General features: G+C 64.5%; 17 protein-coding genes. 15 read left to right on the top strand and 2 right to left on the bottom strand.

Features of this window, described 5'->3' with window-relative positions:
- The first annotated feature begins 5 nt into the window (after positions 1 to 5).
- The 13 genes from ACQ4WY_RS15360 (at position 6) to ACQ4WY_RS15300 (ending at position 13,106) form a co-directional block, all read left to right on the top strand.
- Positions 6 to 770, top strand: coding sequence for a hypothetical protein (locus ACQ4WY_RS15360; protein ID WP_436504798.1), 765 nt, complete (start codon positions 6 to 8; stop codon positions 768 to 770).
- Positions 767 to 1,798, top strand: coding sequence for a hypothetical protein (locus tag ACQ4WY_RS15355; RefSeq protein WP_436504797.1), 1,032 nt, complete (start codon positions 767 to 769; stop codon positions 1,796 to 1,798). Before ACQ4WY_RS15360 ends, ACQ4WY_RS15355 begins: the two co-directional genes overlap by 4 nt.
- 28 nt (positions 1,799 to 1,826) lie before the next feature.
- Complete coding sequence (locus ACQ4WY_RS15350) at positions 1,827 to 2,702, top strand: hypothetical protein (RefSeq protein ID WP_436504796.1); 876 nt, start codon at positions 1,827 to 1,829, stop codon at positions 2,700 to 2,702.
- Position 2,703: 1 nt separating this feature from the next.
- Complete coding sequence (locus tag ACQ4WY_RS15345) at positions 2,704 to 4,308, top strand: hypothetical protein (protein ID WP_436504795.1); 1,605 nt, start codon at positions 2,704 to 2,706, stop codon at positions 4,306 to 4,308.
- Positions 4,283 to 5,194 (top strand): glycerophosphodiester phosphodiesterase, encoded by a 912-nt coding sequence (locus ACQ4WY_RS15340; protein WP_436504794.1) that lies wholly within the window; start codon positions 4,283 to 4,285, stop codon positions 5,192 to 5,194. The genes ACQ4WY_RS15345 and ACQ4WY_RS15340 overlap by 26 nt, the downstream gene beginning before the upstream one ends.
- 28 nt (positions 5,195 to 5,222) lie before the next feature.
- Positions 5,223 to 5,810 (top strand): hypothetical protein, encoded by a 588-nt coding sequence (locus ACQ4WY_RS15335; RefSeq protein ID WP_436504793.1) that lies wholly within the window; start codon positions 5,223 to 5,225, stop codon positions 5,808 to 5,810.
- 136 nt (positions 5,811 to 5,946) lie between these two features.
- Positions 5,947 to 6,972, top strand: coding sequence for a LacI family DNA-binding transcriptional regulator (locus ACQ4WY_RS15330; protein ID WP_426073494.1), 1,026 nt, complete (start codon positions 5,947 to 5,949; stop codon positions 6,970 to 6,972).
- Positions 6,972 to 8,459: a sugar ABC transporter ATP-binding protein gene (locus ACQ4WY_RS15325; RefSeq protein ID WP_436504792.1), complete on the top strand. Its 1,488-nt coding sequence runs from the start codon at positions 6,972 to 6,974 to the stop codon at positions 8,457 to 8,459. Before ACQ4WY_RS15330 ends, ACQ4WY_RS15325 begins: the two co-directional genes overlap by 1 nt.
- On the top strand, positions 8,440 to 9,459 hold the full coding sequence (locus tag ACQ4WY_RS15320; RefSeq protein WP_426073492.1) for an ABC transporter permease: 1,020 nt from the start codon (positions 8,440 to 8,442) through the stop codon (positions 9,457 to 9,459). Before ACQ4WY_RS15325 ends, ACQ4WY_RS15320 begins: the two co-directional genes overlap by 20 nt.
- A gap of 103 nt (positions 9,460 to 9,562) precedes the next feature.
- Positions 9,563 to 10,495 (top strand): substrate-binding domain-containing protein, encoded by a 933-nt coding sequence (locus ACQ4WY_RS15315; RefSeq protein WP_436479131.1) that lies wholly within the window; start codon positions 9,563 to 9,565, stop codon positions 10,493 to 10,495.
- Positions 10,496 to 10,588: 93 nt separating this feature from the next.
- Positions 10,589 to 11,641, top strand: a complete 1,053-nt coding sequence (locus ACQ4WY_RS15310) for a sugar phosphate isomerase/epimerase family protein (RefSeq protein ID WP_436504791.1) — start codon at positions 10,589 to 10,591, stop codon at positions 11,639 to 11,641.
- Between the two features lie 9 nt (positions 11,642 to 11,650).
- Entirely contained in the window at positions 11,651 to 12,799 is a 1,149-nt protein-coding gene (locus ACQ4WY_RS15305; RefSeq protein WP_436504790.1) for a Gfo/Idh/MocA family protein, read from the top strand.
- A 16-nt stretch (positions 12,800 to 12,815) separates the two neighbouring features.
- On the top strand, positions 12,816 to 13,106 hold the full coding sequence (locus ACQ4WY_RS15300) for a 2Fe-2S iron-sulfur cluster-binding protein (protein WP_436504789.1): 291 nt from the start codon (positions 12,816 to 12,818) through the stop codon (positions 13,104 to 13,106).
- A 1-nt stretch (position 13,107) separates the two neighbouring features.
- On the opposite strand, the gene ACQ4WY_RS15295 is transcribed toward ACQ4WY_RS15300, so the two are convergent.
- The gene (locus ACQ4WY_RS15295; protein WP_035823702.1) at positions 13,108 to 13,419 is read right to left on the bottom strand and encodes a hypothetical protein; all 312 of its coding nucleotides are present in this window, start codon (positions 13,417 to 13,419) and stop codon (positions 13,108 to 13,110) included.
- A gap of 92 nt (positions 13,420 to 13,511) precedes the next feature.
- Between ACQ4WY_RS15295 and ACQ4WY_RS15290 the strand changes: the two genes are divergently transcribed.
- Both ACQ4WY_RS15290 and ACQ4WY_RS15285 read left to right on the top strand, forming a co-directional pair.
- Positions 13,512 to 13,781 (top strand): MoaD/ThiS family protein, encoded by a 270-nt coding sequence (locus ACQ4WY_RS15290; RefSeq protein WP_353659270.1) that lies wholly within the window; start codon positions 13,512 to 13,514, stop codon positions 13,779 to 13,781.
- A 4-nt stretch (positions 13,782 to 13,785) separates the two neighbouring features.
- Complete coding sequence (locus tag ACQ4WY_RS15285) at positions 13,786 to 14,892, top strand: WD40/YVTN/BNR-like repeat-containing protein (RefSeq protein WP_436504788.1); 1,107 nt, start codon at positions 13,786 to 13,788, stop codon at positions 14,890 to 14,892.
- On the opposite strand, the gene ACQ4WY_RS15280 is transcribed toward ACQ4WY_RS15285, so the two are convergent.
- The gene (locus ACQ4WY_RS15280; RefSeq protein WP_353659268.1) at positions 14,865 to 15,488 is read right to left on the bottom strand and encodes a TetR/AcrR family transcriptional regulator; all 624 of its coding nucleotides are present in this window, start codon (positions 15,486 to 15,488) and stop codon (positions 14,865 to 14,867) included. The two genes, ACQ4WY_RS15285 and ACQ4WY_RS15280, sit on opposite strands and share 28 nt — an antisense overlap.
- Between the last annotated feature and the right edge of the window lie 10 nt (positions 15,489 to 15,498).

The raw sequence follows: 15,498 nt of genomic DNA, 5'->3' as shown, positions 1-15,498 counted from the left end.
CGGCTGTGCAATCGGAACAATTTGAACGGATTCATGCTTTCTGGACCCGCCGCCCGCAGCTGACACAAGGCGAACTGGGCGAGTTTTACCAGCGCGTCATCGCCGCGCTGACGCCATGCCGCCCGCGTGAGGCGGCATCGCTGGGCGATTCCTTGGCCGATTTGCGCCACCAGTTTTTCATCGAAAAAGTCCTCCACAGCGACAGCGATGCCGCGCCTCACCACGTGGGCGCCCTGTTTTTGTACTTCAAGCGTTTCATCATCGACCAGCTGCGCAAGCAGCGTATTGAGGAAGATGCCGATGCGCAAGAGGGCTGCGACTTGCGCGCGCCCGACGCCTATGCCGAACCGCTGCGCGACTACCAGCTCACGCCGCAGCAGGTGCGCGTAGCGGCAGACGTTTTTATTGCCACCTTGCCCCGTGATTTGATCTTGCTGCTGCGTCATTGCGGCTGCGGCGGCATGCCCGTCAAGGAACTGGCCGAGCAGATCGCTTCCGCGCATTATCACGGCGGCAAGCTGGGCCTGGTGCACAGGCAGAAGGGCGAGATCAATAGCGCGGGACGCCAGATCGTCGAACCGGCCCACCGCGCCACCTTGCTGGGCAGCTGGGTCTTGAGCCTGCTCAAGCTGCGCGTGGGGGATTCCCTGGCCGTGCGCGACATGCAGGCGGCGCAAATAGTTTTGGATATTTTGTGCATGGCCGCGTTATCCCTGCACATGGACCCCGCGTCCACCGACCCGAACACTGATGAAAGGCCACCGGCATGACTGCATTGACGCCCACACTGGCCATCGTTGCCGCCCGTTTGCCAGCGCCGCCGTCCGCCGCCGAACTGCTGGATGCGGATGTCAGCGGTGATACCCCCGACTGGCGCGGCATCGCCGTGCCGGAACACGTGATGGAGCGCTTTGCGCGCCGCAGCGATGCCGCACCGCTGGCCGCGCGGCCCATCGCGGGTGGGCAGATCCACTTGCTGGCGCGTCGCCCCGGCTTTGGCGCCGTGCTGCTCGATGCCTGGGACAGCACGCGTCAGCGCTGGCGCGGCTGGCTCGTCACGCCCGATACGGCGTATGCGGACGCCTGCGGCCTGGTGGTCGAGGAGCGCGACGCGCCCGCCGACCCGCGTGCCGGTCTGGTGCTGTGCGACCTGCCCGTGACGTTGGCCGTGACGGACCTGGGCGCCTGCCTGGGCGTGTTCAGCCAGGAACGCCTGCAGGCGGCGCGCTGGCTGGAAACGCATGGCCGCGCCAATGCTGCCATTGCGGCGCCTGGCGTGATCGCCCGCGTGGCCTTGCCTGGCGACGACTATGCGCTGACGGGCACGCCGCTGTCGAGCGAGCTGGGCAAGGATGGCCGCGTGGCCTACCGGCAATTGCTGCGCCAGGGACTGCAGCAGTTGCAGATCGCTACGGCCGATGCGCTGGCACCGGTAGCTAAGCCGGTGCAGGCGGCGAATGCCAGCCGCTGGCTGAAGATCGTCACGGCCGTGGCCGCCAGCGTGATGCTGGTGCAATCGGCGTGGCTGTTCTTGCCGAAGGAAAACGCCGTCGTCGGCAATGCCGAATTCCGCAACGGTGCTCCACAGCGCAGCGGCGTCGAGACGGGCGTGCGCACGCGCGTGCTGTTCCGCGCCGAGGCAACAGAAGCGGAAATCCGCACCTGGCTGCAGCGTGAGCAGCTGGAAATCGTCGCCGGCCCGGACACCCTGGGCGCCTTCACTGTGCTGTCGCGCGACCGCCAGAAAGTCGTGCCGCCGCCAGGCCCGGGAAATCCGCTGGCCGTCATCAATCCCTGAATTCAGAAATAAGAGAAAGTTATCCAGCATGACAACGTATAAGAACTTTGCATTAGCGCACTGGCGCAAGTTGATCGCTGGCGTGGCAGTTGGCGTCCTGTTGACGGGCTGCGCCATGACGCCGAATGGCCGTGGCGGCGTGTTGATGGGCCTGGATACGGCCGAGTTGTTCGGCACGCCGATTTCCACCTTCCGCTTGCGCGATGGCACGGAAGGCACCTTGCGCAAGGATCCGAAGGGCAAATATTCGATCAAGCTGTCGCAGGCGTTTCGCGTCGTGCCGCTGGACAATGCCATCACGGCCCGCGTGGCGCGCGTGGAAAACGTGGGCGAGCGCACCGTGGTGATCGTGGAAACCCAGGAGCGCGGCTGCGCCTACCGCTATGAAGTGCTGGCTTTCCAGGGCACGGACGTGCTGCAGTGGACGGTCGGCAATTGCAAGGACCGCCCCCGCGTGGAGCTGGCAGCGGATGCGAAATCGCTGAATATCGACTTCCCCAACTACAACCGCCTGTCGCGCATGATCTACACGGATAGCCGGCTGCTCAACGCCAGCGTGCCCGTGCCGCCCGGCGTCGATACGCGCGCGCAGCCGTTTGCCGACGACGCCTTGCGCGCCACCGGCCCCGTCATCGCCACCATGCCTGGCAGCGACAGCGGACGCGTGATTCCGTCGCCGCCGGCCGTGGCCCCGGCGCCTGCCGCGAAGCCCGCGACGCGCACCACCAGCAAGAACCGCCGCCAGGTGGCGCAGGAAGCGCCGGCGCCAGCACGCACCGTGCCAGGCTCCCCGACAACGTCGGCTCCGGCCGCGCGGGCCGCCGACAGCGCTTCGCGCGTGCCGGCCGCCATGAGTTTCCAGACGGAAGAAATCAAGCCCGTCGTCATCGACTTGAGGAAATAAGATGGCCGCGAGTTTGCGCAGTCTGCAGATCCGGCAGACCTTGATCCTGATCGTCCTGACGATTATTTACCTGTGCTTCGAGCTGGGCTTCAATGCCCGCTTGCTCGACGTGGTGGGCGGCAACGTCAAGCCGGAAGATGTGGAAGGGGTGGAATTCTATGGCCGCAGCCTGTCGGGCATCGCCGCCGCGCTGGTGGTGTTGCAGCTGATGTGGCGCCGCCGGCTGAAGAACAATGGCAGCGGGCCAGGCTGGACCAAGATCATCGTCTGCTGCGTGGTGACGGCAGGCGTCGTCTTCGGCGTGCTGAAAACCACGGTGAATGTGCTGGTCAACACGCGCGACGCGGAATTTCGCCGCATGGCCTTCAACACCACCTTGCTGCAGCGTTCGCTGGTAGGCGGCAGCTTGCAATTGCAGGGCCTGGTCGATGATCCCACCCTGTTCGCCAAGCCGGAAGGCAAGTCTTTCCTGGCCCTGTTCCCCTTCCTGGCCGTGTCGGTGCGGCATCTTGACGAGCGCATGGGACCGGCCAAGGAGCAGCTGGTGCGCGCCAATGTGCGCCAGGTGGCGGGCGGCCCGTCCGGCTACTATGACAAGTATCAGGAAGCCATGCGCGAGCTGGCCGGCAAGTGGGAATTGTATGCGGGCATCATTCCCGACAGCGATGCCGGCTTGCGCGCCAAGCAGCAATCCTCGTGGGAAGAATACCGCAACAGCCTGTCGCGGCGTGGCTGGCAGCCGCATTCGGTGCCGATGCGGCGCCAGGCGGCCGTCGTCAATAATGTGCGCAAGAAAGTGCCCGTGCCCGCCAACTGGCAGACCGACGACGAGCGGGGCTTCCGCGCCGCCGTCAAGCGCCGCTACACGGCCGAGGCGGCCAGCAAGGGCGTCACCGTGCGCGGCGAGCGCATCCCGCCGGGCTTGCCCTTTGCCGCCTTTGTCGCGCGCCCTGGCGTGCAGGCGGAATTGCGCGAAGCCTTGAAACTGCCGGCCAGTGCTACGGTGCAGGCATCGTATGCGAGTCCTGCCGAGTTCGGGCGCCTGTTCGAGCAGTTCCTCGATCGCCAGACGGCGGAAAAACTGGTGGAATACCGCGCCAGCCGCACGGACTTTGAAGCGGGCGGCAGGTTCTTCCATGAAGGCAAGGAAGCGGCGCGCGCCGCCATCGTGCCGCCCGTGGCCCTGTTCTTCTCGCTGCTGGGCGCCATCGGCCACTTCTCGAAACTGCTGTACCTGGTCGCCACCGTCGTATTATTGTTGCTGGCGGCGCGCCGCGGCGAGCAGGCGGGGGCCGATGGTCAGCTGAGCCGCCGTTCCGCCTGGATCGCCACGGGCGTGCTGGCGACGGCTTTTGCGGGCACCTGGGGCATGCTGTCCATTCTCGACAATAACGTCACGCGCAGCGAGCTGTTCCGGCAAATGCTGGACTGGACGCGCCAGGGCGAGCCCGACAGTACGCGCTGGAATCTCGCCGGCAAGGCCATCCTGGCCAATATCACGCACGTCGTGGCGGTAGGGCAGGGCTACAGCTACCCCGTCAACGAAGCGATCCGCATCCATGTTTTGCAGGGAATTCACTATGGCTATCACGCGCAACAAAAGTAAGGCGGCCGCACTGGCTTTGCTGCTCAGCACGTTCTGCACGTTTGTACAGGCCGACTGCCTGGGCATGAAGGTGCACGCCCACCGCGGCGCCGGCAATGCGCCGGAAAACTCGCTGAGCGCGCTGCGCAACACGTACTTCGGCACCTGGGACGGCGTCGAGACGGATTTGCAACTGCTGGGCGACGGCAGTTGGGTGGTGCACCACGATCTGCTGACGGGGAGAGTCGTCGACACGGGAACGCCCCGCACTGTGAAACAGTTGACGGCCGACGACTGGCGCGCCGCCAGCATGAAGAACCGTGGCGTGGCTACGCCGGAAACGCCGCCCTTTGTCAGCGATGTCGCCGACCTGGCGACGGCATTCCCGGCCAAGACCCTGAATGCGGAAATCAAGGATGTCGTGGCGTCGTGCGCGCCCATCAACACCCTGGTGACGCAGTTGCGCGCGAACATCAAGCATGGCAACTGGTTCTTGACCTCGGGCGTGCCGAACAACCTGGCGTGCGCGCGTCGCGCCGACCCGCAGGGTTATCTGGGCCTGCTGGTGTTTGACGCGCGCAATGCGCAGGCGGCCGGGGCCAACCGGGTCAGCCGCTACATCGCGAAAAATGCCCGTCCGCCCAAGCTGGACAAGCCGTGGCTGCAGCGCGTGCAGCAGCAGATCGGCATGCCCACTGGCGTGCACGTGGATGCGCGCAGCCTGGACGCCAATCCGAATTTGCTGGGCGACGCGGCCAGTCTGAACATGCCCGTCTTCGTTTACGCCGTCGATGGCGATTCGGCGCTGGCCGCGTCCTTGCTGCGCGCCCAGCAGCGCAGCCACCGCTGGCCCAGCGGCGTTATTCTCGACGGCAACCCCGAAACGTTTTGCGCGATGATGAAGTAATCACTTTTACTTGCCGAGAGACCCTGCCATGACCCTGCCACAACACGACCCTGCCGCCGCTCTTGCCCGTAGCGCCATTGGCGCCATGTTCTTTTCCCTGTTTGGCGGCCTGTGGGTGGCCGCCTGGTGCGTGCAGACGTATGGCGCGCATCCGTTAAGGTTGCTGCCGGTTGCCGGCATCACCGTCTTGCTGTTCATGCTGGCGTGGCGCCAGTTTCGCCGCCACCGTGCCGCGCATGCGGCGGCGGAACAATCGCCGCAGGCCAAGCGCGTGGGCCGGCTGTTCAATGTTGTGAACGCGGGGCAGTGGATTGCCATCTTCATCGTCGGCAACGTCTTGAAAAACATGGGGCTGCAGGCGTGGTTCATTCCTGCCGTCATTTTGATCGTGGGCCTGCATTTCTTTCCGCTGGCCTGGCTGTTCAAGGCGCGCCGCCACCTGGCCATCGGCATGGCCCTGTGCGTGTGGGCCATCGGCTATCCGCTGACCTTGCGCCATGGCCCCATCCATCCCGTCGGCTGCCTGGGCGCCGGCCTGATCCTGTGGGTGGCGGCACTCTCCGCCGTGCGTGCCGGTTTTGCCGTGCAGCAGAGCACCTTGCAAGCCCAGAAATAGCTGCTTGCGGCGGCCCGCGCAGGGCCGTTTTTGCCATCTTCCTTGCCTCTTTTGCGCATTGCAGCATCGATAATGTTTGCATCGCGCGCGCGACTGGCTTATAAATGTAATCGATTACATTTTTCTGAAAAGCGCCATGCCCGCAGCCGTTCCATCACCTTTGCCGACAGAAACCGTCTCCATCAGCGCCGTTGCCGCGCATGCGGGGGTGTCGGTAGCCACCGTCTCGCGCGTGATGAACGAGCAGGCCGGCGTGCGGGCGCCCACGCGCGACAAGGTGCTCGCTTCCGTGGCCGCGCTCGGCTACCGCATGAACCATCTGGCGCGCAGCCTGCGCACGGCCGAGAGCCGCATGCTGCTGACCATGGTGCCCGACGTGGGCAACCCTTTTTATGCGCAGATCGTGCGCGGCATCGATACGGTGGCGCGCGAACACGGTTACTTTGTGTTGCTGTGCGACACGGGCGCCGACGCGGGCCGCGAGCGCTCCTACTTCGACTTGCTGCGCATGCACCGCGCCGATGGCGCCATCTGCCTGGACCCGGACACGGTGCAGCATGCCTTGTCGCATGAATCCGTCAGCCTGCCGTGGGTGGCTTGCTGCGAATTCGACCCCGCCGTGGCCGTGCCCTATGTCGGCATCGATAACCACCGCGCCGCCTCCGACGCCGTCGCGCACTTGCTGTCGCGCGGCCATACGCGCATCGGCCTGATTAATTCCGATGAACGCTATCTGTACGCGCGGCAACGCCAGCAAGGCTATCTGGACACCCTGGCCGCCGCCGGCCTGCCCGTGCAGCCGCAGTGGGTGCATACGGTGCAAAGCCTCGATTACGAAGCGGGCACGGCCGCCACTTTACGGATGATGGCGGGACCGGATGCGCCCACGGCCATCTTTGCCGTATCCGACACCCTGGCCATCGGCGTGCTGAGCGCGCTGCGCCAATTGAAAAAACGCGTGCCCGAGGATGTGGCCGTCATTGGCTTCGACGATATCGCCATCGCCGCGCAGATCGATCCCGGTCTCACCACCATCGCGCAGCCGATGCGCGAGCTGGGCGAGACGGCGGCGCGCTTGCTGCTGCAGCGGCTGGCGGATCCGGCTGCACGGGTACCTGGGGTGTTACTCAACCATAACTTGGTCTTGCGAGGGAGTGCATAGTGAGCGTTGCCGTCGGTTTCGAGGGGGTCTGCAAGGATTTCGGCCCCGTGCGTGTCTTGCATGGCGTCAGTTTCAGCTTGTCGCCCGGGCGCGTGTATGGTTTGCTGGGCGAAAATGGCGCCGGCAAGTCGACCCTGATGAAAATCCTCGCCGGCTACGAGAGCGTGAGCGAAGGGCAGTTGCTGATCGATGGCCAGCCCCGGCGTTTCGCCAGCTCGCGCGCGGCGGAAAGCGCCGGTATCGTGCTGATCCACCAGGAATTCAACCTGGCCGAACACCTGACTGTGGCGCAGAACATGTTCCTCGGCCACGAAAAGACGCGCGGCTGGCTGCTCGACGAGGCCGCCATGCGCGAGGAAGCGTCGCGCTATTTGAAACAGGTGGGCCTGGAGGTGTCGCCCGACACAACAATCCGCGACCTCATCGTCGCTGAAAAGCAGCTGGTGGAAATCGCCAAGGCCCTGTCGCGCCGCGCCCGCTTTTTGATCATGGATGAACCGACGGCCACCCTGACGTCGTCGGAAACACAGCGATTGTTCGCCGTGATGGCGCAGCTGAAAGCGGACGGCGTCACCATCCTGTATATCTCGCACAAGCTCGATGAAGTGGAGCGCAACACGGACGAGGTCATCGTCATGCGCGACGGGCGTTTCGTCACACGCGAACCGACGGCCAGCCTCACGCGCCAGCAGATGGCCAATTTGATGGTGGGACGCGAACTGTCTGACATGTTTCCCGCGAAAGCCGCGCTGGCCGCCGACGCGCCCGTGCTCCTGAAAGTCGAGGGTTTGTGCGTGCCAGGCTGGTCGAAAGACCTGTCGTTCGAGGTGCGCGCCGGCGAAGTGCTGGGCTTTGCGGGCCTGGTGGGTGCGGGGCGCACGGAATCGTTCGAGGCGCTGCTGGGCTTGCGCCCGCGCAGCGCGGGCACGATCGAGCTCAATGGCCAGCCGGTGGACATCCGTACCCCTAAGCAGGCCATGCAGCACGGCATGACGTATTTGAGCGAAGACCGCAAGGGCAAGGGCTTGCACGTGAACCTGGGGCTGCGTGAGAACCTCACCATGATGACGATGGAGCGCTATGCGCGGCCGTGGCTGAACTTGAAAGCGGAAAAGGGGGCGCTGGCCAAGGCCGTCGGGGATTTCAATATCCGCACTGGCGACCTCGACAGCCGCGCGCGCATGCTGTCCGGCGGCAACCAGCAAAAGCTGGCGCTGGCCAAATACCTGCATTCGGACCCGCGTGTCGTCGTGCTCGATGAATCGAGCCGTGGCGTGGACGTGGGCGCCAAGCGCGACATTTATTTTTTGATCCACCGCCTGGCCGCCGAAGGGCGCGCCGTGATCGTGATCTCGTCCGAACTGATCGAATTGATAGGCTTGTGCCACCGCGTGGCGGTGATGCGCGCCGGCACCTTGCAAGCCACCCTGGCTGCTGACCACCTGACCGAAGAGGAGTTGATTGCCCATGCAACCGGCACGCACTGACACCACCGTATCCCCGATTGCCGCTGCCGTTGCCAGCTTTGGCGCGCGCATCAAGGGCTTTGGCCCCGTGCTGGGCCTGCTGGCCCTATGCATCGCGGGCACCTTGCTCAATGGCGACTTCGCCACCCTGGACAACCTGATGAACGTGCTTACGCGCACGGCCTTCATCGGCATCATCGCCGTCGGCATGACCTTCGTGATTATCTCCGGCGGCATCGACCTGTCCGTAGGCTCCATGGCGGCCCTGATCGCCGGCTGCATGATCTATTTCATGAATGCGCTGGCGCAAGGCGCGGGGGGGAGCCTGGCGCCGATCACCATGCTGGTGCTGGGCATTGCCATGGCCCTGGTACTGGGCGCGGGCTTTGGCCTGATGCACGGCTTGTTGATCAGCAAGGGCAATATCGAGCCGTTCATCGTTACGCTGGGCACGCTCGGCATCTTCCGCGCCGTGCTGACCTACCTGGCCGATGGCGGCGCACTGACGCTGGACGCCACCCTGTCCGAGCTGTACAGCCCCGTGTATTACACGAGCGTGCTGGGCGCGCCGATACCGATCTGGATTTTTCTGTTCGTCGCGGCGGCCGGCGCCATCATCCTGAACCGCACGACGTTTGGCCGCCATGTGCAGGCGATTGGTTCCAACGAGCAAGTGGCGCGCTATGCGGCCATCAATGTCGACAAGGTCAAGATCGCCACCTACATGCTGCTGGGTATCTGCGTGGGCATCGCCACCGTGCTGTATGTGCCGCGCCTGGGTTCGGCCACGCCGACCACGGGCTTGCTATGGGAACTCGAAGCGATTGCCGCCGTCGTCGTCGGCGGCACGGCCCTGAAGGGGGGAGAAGGGCGCATCGTCGGCACCGTGATCGGCGCCATCCTCTTGTCCGTGATCAGCAATATCCTGAATTTGACCAGCATCATCAGTGTCTACCTGAATGCCGCAGTGCAAGGCGTGGTGATCATCGCCGTCGCCTTCCTGCAGCGAGGCCGCAAATAAAAACACAGCGGCGTTCTGAAAGGGCAGCCAACGGGCGCCCACAACCTTGGAGGAGAGCAGCATGAAGAGCTTTATACGGGTAGCAGGGATGGCAGTGCTGGTGATGCAGGCGTGGGCGCTGCCGAGTGCGCAGGCCGCCGCGAATGTGGAAAATAAGCTGGTGGTGGGCGTGGCCATACCCACGGCCACGCACAGTTTCACGTCGGGCATCGTGTGGTGGGCGAACCAGGCCAAGGCGGAGCTGGAAAAAGCCCATCCGGGCCTGAAAATCATCGTCAAGACGGCCGCCACGGCGCCCGAGCAGGCAAACCAGTTGCAGGACATGTTGACAGTGAACAAGATCAACACCCTGGTGATCTTCCCCATCGAATCCGCCTCGCTGACGCAGCCCGTGGCGCAAGTCAAAAACAAGGGCGTGTATGTGACGGTGGTCGACCGCGGCTTGACGAACACGCAGTCGCAAGATGCGTATATCGCCGGGGACAACACGGCCTTCGGCAAGCTGCCGGCCGAGTATCTGGCGAAAAGCCTGAATGGCAAGGGCAATATCGTCGTGCTGCGCGGCATGCCAACCACCCTCGACAACGAGCGCTACGATGCGTTTTCTGCCGTGATGAAGGGCCATCCCGAGATCAAGGTGCTGGACGCCAAGTACGGCAACTGGAACCGCGACGATGCCTTCAAGGTCATGCAGGATTATCTGACCCGCTTCAAACATATCGACGCCGTCTGGGCCGCCGATGACGACATGGCCATCGGCGTGCAAAAGGCCATCGCGCAGGCCAAGCGCACGGACATCAAGCAAGTGTTCGGCGGCGCGGGCGCGAAGGGCGCGGTGAAAAAGATCATGGACGGTTCCGATCCGCTGATCGTGGCCGACGTGTCGTACTCGCCGAAATTCATGTACGACGCCATCAAGCTGACGACGGAAGCGCGCCTGAAAGGTGATAAATTGCCGGCCAACACCATCATCCCGTCGGTGCTGATCACGCGCGAGAACGCCAAGCAGTTTTACTTTCCGAACTCGCCTTTTTAAATTCTGGGGTCAGACCCCCTTGCCCGCTAGCAATGAACTGTGCGTTAGCGGCAGTGAGGGTCTGACCCCGGCTTTAGCTAACAGGACATTGATATGAAAACCATCCAGGGCCCGGCCATTTTCCTGGCCCAGTTTCTCGGCGATGAAGCGCCGTTCGATTCGCTCGAGCACCTGGCACAATGGGCGGCCGGCCTGGGTTACAAGGGCTTGCAACTGCCCACGGCGCCGCGCTTGTTCGACCTGGAGCAGGCGGCTGCCAGCCAGCAATATTGCGACGATGTGGTGGCCCTGCTGGCGCGCCACGGCTTGCAGGTGACGGAACTGTCGACGCATTTGCAGGGCCAGCTGATCGCCGTGCATCCCGCCTACGACGCGCTGTTCGATGGCTTTGCGCCCGAACACGTGCGTGGCGATCCCGCTGCCCGCACGGCCTGGGCCACGCAGCAATTGCTGTGGGCGGCCACCGCCTCGCAGCGCCTGGGTTTGCAGGCGCACGTGACGTTTTCCGGCGCGCTGGCCTGGCCCTACCTGTACCCGTGGCCGCAGCGTCCCGCCGGCCTGGTGGAAACGGCATTCGCGGAGCTGGCGAAACGCTGGCTGCCCATCCTCGATGCGTTCGACTCTGCCGGCGTGGACCTTTGCTATGAATTGCATCCGGGCGAGGACTTGCACGACGGCGTGACGTTCGAGCGCTTCCTGGCCGCCGTCAACGATCACCCGCGCGCATCGATTTTGTACGACCCCAGCCACTTCGTGCTGCAGCAGCTCGATTACTTGGCTTTCATCGACATTTATCATGCGCGCATCAAGGCTTTCCATGTAAAAGATGCGGAATTCCGGCCCAACGGGCGCCAGGGCGTGTATGGCGGCTATGGCGACTGGCAAGACCGCGCCGGGCGCTTCCGCTCGCTGGGCGATGGGCAGATCGATTTCAAGGCGATCTTTTCCAAGATGGCGCAATACGATTTTCCCGGCTGGGCCGTGCTGGAGTGGGAATGCTGTTTGAAACATCCGGAAGATGGGGCGGCCGAAGGGGCGCGCTTCATCCGCGAGCACATCATCCACGTGGCCGAGCACGCGTTCGACGATTTTGCGGGCAGTGCGGTTGACCAGGATCAAATTCATCACTTGCTAGGCTTGAAATAAGGAGACGACATGCAGCGACGCTTACGGCTGGGCATGGTAGGGGGCGGACAGGGCGCATTTATTGGCGCCGTGCACCGCATCGCGGCACGCATCGATGACCAGTATGAACTGGTGGCGGGCGCCCTGTCGTCCGACCCGGAGCGTGCGCGCGAGAGCGGCGCCGCGCTGCATCTGGCGCCCGAGCGCTGCTACAGCGATTACCGCGCCATGGCGCAGATGGAGGCCGCGCGCGCGGACGGCATCGAGGCGGTGGCCATCGTCACGCCGAATCACTTGCATGCGCCCGTCGCCACGGCGTTCCTGGAAGCGGGCATCCACGTGATTTGCGACAAGCCGCTGGGAATCTCTCTGGCGGAAGGCCAGGCGCTGGCGGCGCTGGCGCAACGCAAGAATCTGCTGTTTGCGCTCACGCATACCTACAGCGGCTATCCGCTGCTGCGCCACGCGAAAGCCTTGGTCGAGGCGGGCGACATCGGCGAGCTGCGCCTCGTGCAAGTCGAGTATTCGCAGGATTGGCTGGCCGACGCGATCGCGGCTGGTGGCATGAACGAGGGTAACTGGCATAACGACCCGCAAAAGGCCGGTCCCGGCGGCACCCTGCTCGACGTGGGCTTGCACGCCTACCACCTGGCGCAGTTCGTCAGCGGCTTGACGCCGCACTCTGTGCTGGCGGAATTGTCGACCTTTGTTCCCGACCGCACGCTGGACGACCACGTGCAGGTGATGCTGCGCTACGCCAACGGGGCGAAAGGGACGCTGTGGGCCAGCCAGGTGGCGACGGGTTGCGAAAACACGGTACGCCTGCGCTTGTTTGGCAGCAAGGCGCAGCTGGACTTTGACCAGGAACAACCGAATGAACTGTGGCTCACGCCGCAGGGCGGCAACCGCCAGCTGCTGCGTCCGGGCCGGGTCGACAGCGCTGCCGCGCGCCATGCCACGCGGGTGCCGGCCGGCCATCCGGAAGGCTATCTGGAAGCGTTCGCCCAGCTGTACCTGGATGCGGCTTTGCGCATTCGCGCGTTGCAATCGGGTTTGCCCGTGCCCAGGGAAGCCAGCTGGTTGCCGACTGTCACCGATGGCGTGGCGGGTCTGGCCTTTGCCGAAGCCGTGCTGCGCAGCCATGCGGATGGCGCGAGCTGGACGACCTTGGCAAGCTGACTGTTACACTGGAGCCATGCGCTCCTTTACCATCACCATCGTTCCGCAAGGCTGGCAATTCCCGGCCGACGCGGGTACGACTCTCCTGGCCGCCGCCGAGCTGGCCGGTATCCGCCTGCTCAGTTCCTGCCGCAACGGCACCTGCCGTACCTGCCTCTGTCACATGCCAGAGGGGCAGGTGCGCTACACGGTGGACTGGCCCGGCATCAGCCCTGATGAGCGGCTCGACGGCTACATCCTGCCTTGCGTGGCCGTGGCGGACAGCGACCTCACGGTGCAGGCGCGGGCCGTGCGCACGGTCGCCTGACTTAGGAGGACTTGCCTCCCTTGAGCCGCTGCAGCAGCGCGTCCACGCTGTCGCTGACGGGCAAGCCGTGACGGCGCAACAGTTGCACGTGCAATACCAGGTTTTCCAGCACCAGCTTGGCTGCCACGGCCAGCAGTGCCAGGTTGCGGTCTTCCGGGCTGAAACTTTCCATGGCGTCGGCCATCTCGCACAGGTGGTTGGCGATCAGCCCGCGCAATTCCTGCTCGTCGAAGGGCAGGTCGGCAAAATCGATGGGATCGGCCACTTCCACTTCCTGCATCAGCACCGCTAGTTCTTCCGGGGTAATCGTCATGCCTGGCCTCCTTGTGTGCTTGCCTCTATTTTAATTGTATTGGCCGCAAAGGGGACTAGAATGAGTCGAAGCCGACGACGTCGAAGGGCAGCATGGCGCATCTGCATTTTACGCAACAACTGGCACGCTTCCTCGACGTCCCCACGGTGGAGGTGGCTGCACCACGCCTGCGCGCCGCCCTCGATGCCGCGTTTGCGCAACAGCCGCGCCTGCGCGCTTACGTGCTCGATGAGCAGGGCGCGTTGCGTCCCAACGTGGTGATCTTCATCGACGGCGCCCGCTGCCGCGAGCGGCGCGTGCTGGACGACGTCTTGCGGCCTGACAGCCAGGTGTATATCTTGCAGGCACTTTCAGGAGGTTGACGCCATGACAGCAGTCCCGCAGCGCGCGTATCTCGGCACCCGCAAGGGCTTGTTCCAGTTCGATGTCGATGCGGCCGGCGCCTGGCAGCTGGCGCTGGTGCAGTTTGCCGGCGATCCCGTTTCCATGCTGCTGCACGACGGCCGCGACGGCACCCTGTACGCGGCCCTGAACCTGGGCCATTTCGGCGCCAAATTGCACCGTCTCGACGCAGGCGCCAGCGCGTGGCAGGAAGTCGCCGTGCCCGCCTATCCTGCCAAGCCGGAAGACAGCACCGACACGGTGGACTGGACCTTGCGGCAGATCTGGGCGCTGGCGGCCGGCGGTGCGGACCAGCCTGGCGTCTTGTGGGCGGGCACCCTGCCTGGCGGCCTGTTCCGCTCAAGCGACCGTGGCGACAGCTGGCAACTGGTGGAATCCTTGTGGAACGTACCGCAACGGGCGCAGTGGTTTGGCGGCGGCTACGACGTGCCCGGCATCCACAGCATTTGCGTCGACCCGCGCGACAGCCGCAAGGTGTTGCTCGGCGTGTCCTGCGGCGGCGTCTGGCAGACTAGCGATGGCGGCGCCAGCTGGGCCTTGAGCGCGACGGGCATGCGCGCCGATTACATGCCACCCGAACTCGATGAAAACGAAGCCGTGCAAGACCCGCACCGCATCGTGCGCAGCGCCGGCACGCCGGAGGCGCTGTGGTGCCAGCACCATAATGGCATCTGGCGTTCGCACGATGCGGGCTGGCACTGGCAGGAAGTGAGCACGGCGCCGCTGTCGCATTTCGGCTTTGCCGTGGCCGTGCATCCGCGCGATGGCGACACGGCCTGGTTCGTGCCGGCGCAGGCGGACGTGTTGCGCATTCCCATCGATGGGGCGCTGGCCGTGACGCGCACGCGCGATGGCGGAAAAACGTTTGAGGTGTTGCGCGCGGGATTGCCGCAGCAGCATTGCTACGACCTTATCTACCGCCACGGGCTGGCGCTGGCCGATGATGGGCGCAGTTTATTGATGGCGTCGACGACGGGCGGGGCCTGGTATTCCAGCGACGAGGGCGAGCATTGGCAGACGCTGTCCGCCCACTTGCCACCCGTTTATGCCGTCTGTTTTGCCACGCCGTAGTAGCACAGGAAGATATCGACGGCCAGTTCCGTCACTTCGCGTCGGCGCGCCGGGCCCAGCAGAGGCTCACCGAGGGTGATCTGTGGCCAGAAGGCAAAGGTCTTCAGTGGCGACATCAGCAGGTGCGCCACTTCCAGCGTCTCGCCCGCCTTGATGCGCCCATCTTGCTGCGCCGCACGGATCCAGATATTCAGGCCCGTTTCCTTTTCATTCAGGCGCGCCACCATGGCTTGCGCGCGCTCGGGCGAGTGGATGGTTTCGCCAAAGATCACGCGCGCCAGGTCGATGAATGCCGGGTCGCACAGCAAGTCCATTTTCTGCTCGACCAGGGCCAGCACTTGCGGGCGTAGCGGCTGGTCGGCCACATAGGGTACGGCAGGCTGGGCCATGCTGCTTTCCCACATGCGCTGCAGGATTTCCGCGAACAACTCGTCCTTGCTGGGGAAATGGTTGTACACGGTGCGCTTGGAAACGGCGGCCGTGGCAGCGATCCTGTCCATGCTGGTCGCATCAAAACCGTGCTCGCGAAACTCGGCGATGGCGGCATCGACGATGGCGACGCGCTTGCGGTCGGTGAGGCGTTGCGGTGCGGCCATGGCTGAAAAT

Source organism: Janthinobacterium salmonicoloratum, from assembly GCF_051380845.1.
In the GTDB taxonomy this organism is placed as follows: Bacteria; Pseudomonadota; Gammaproteobacteria; order Burkholderiales; family Burkholderiaceae_D; genus Janthinobacterium; species Janthinobacterium lividum_F.
The sequence above is the reverse complement of the archived record's forward strand: the minus strand, read 5'-3'. Positions and strand labels throughout refer to the sequence as shown.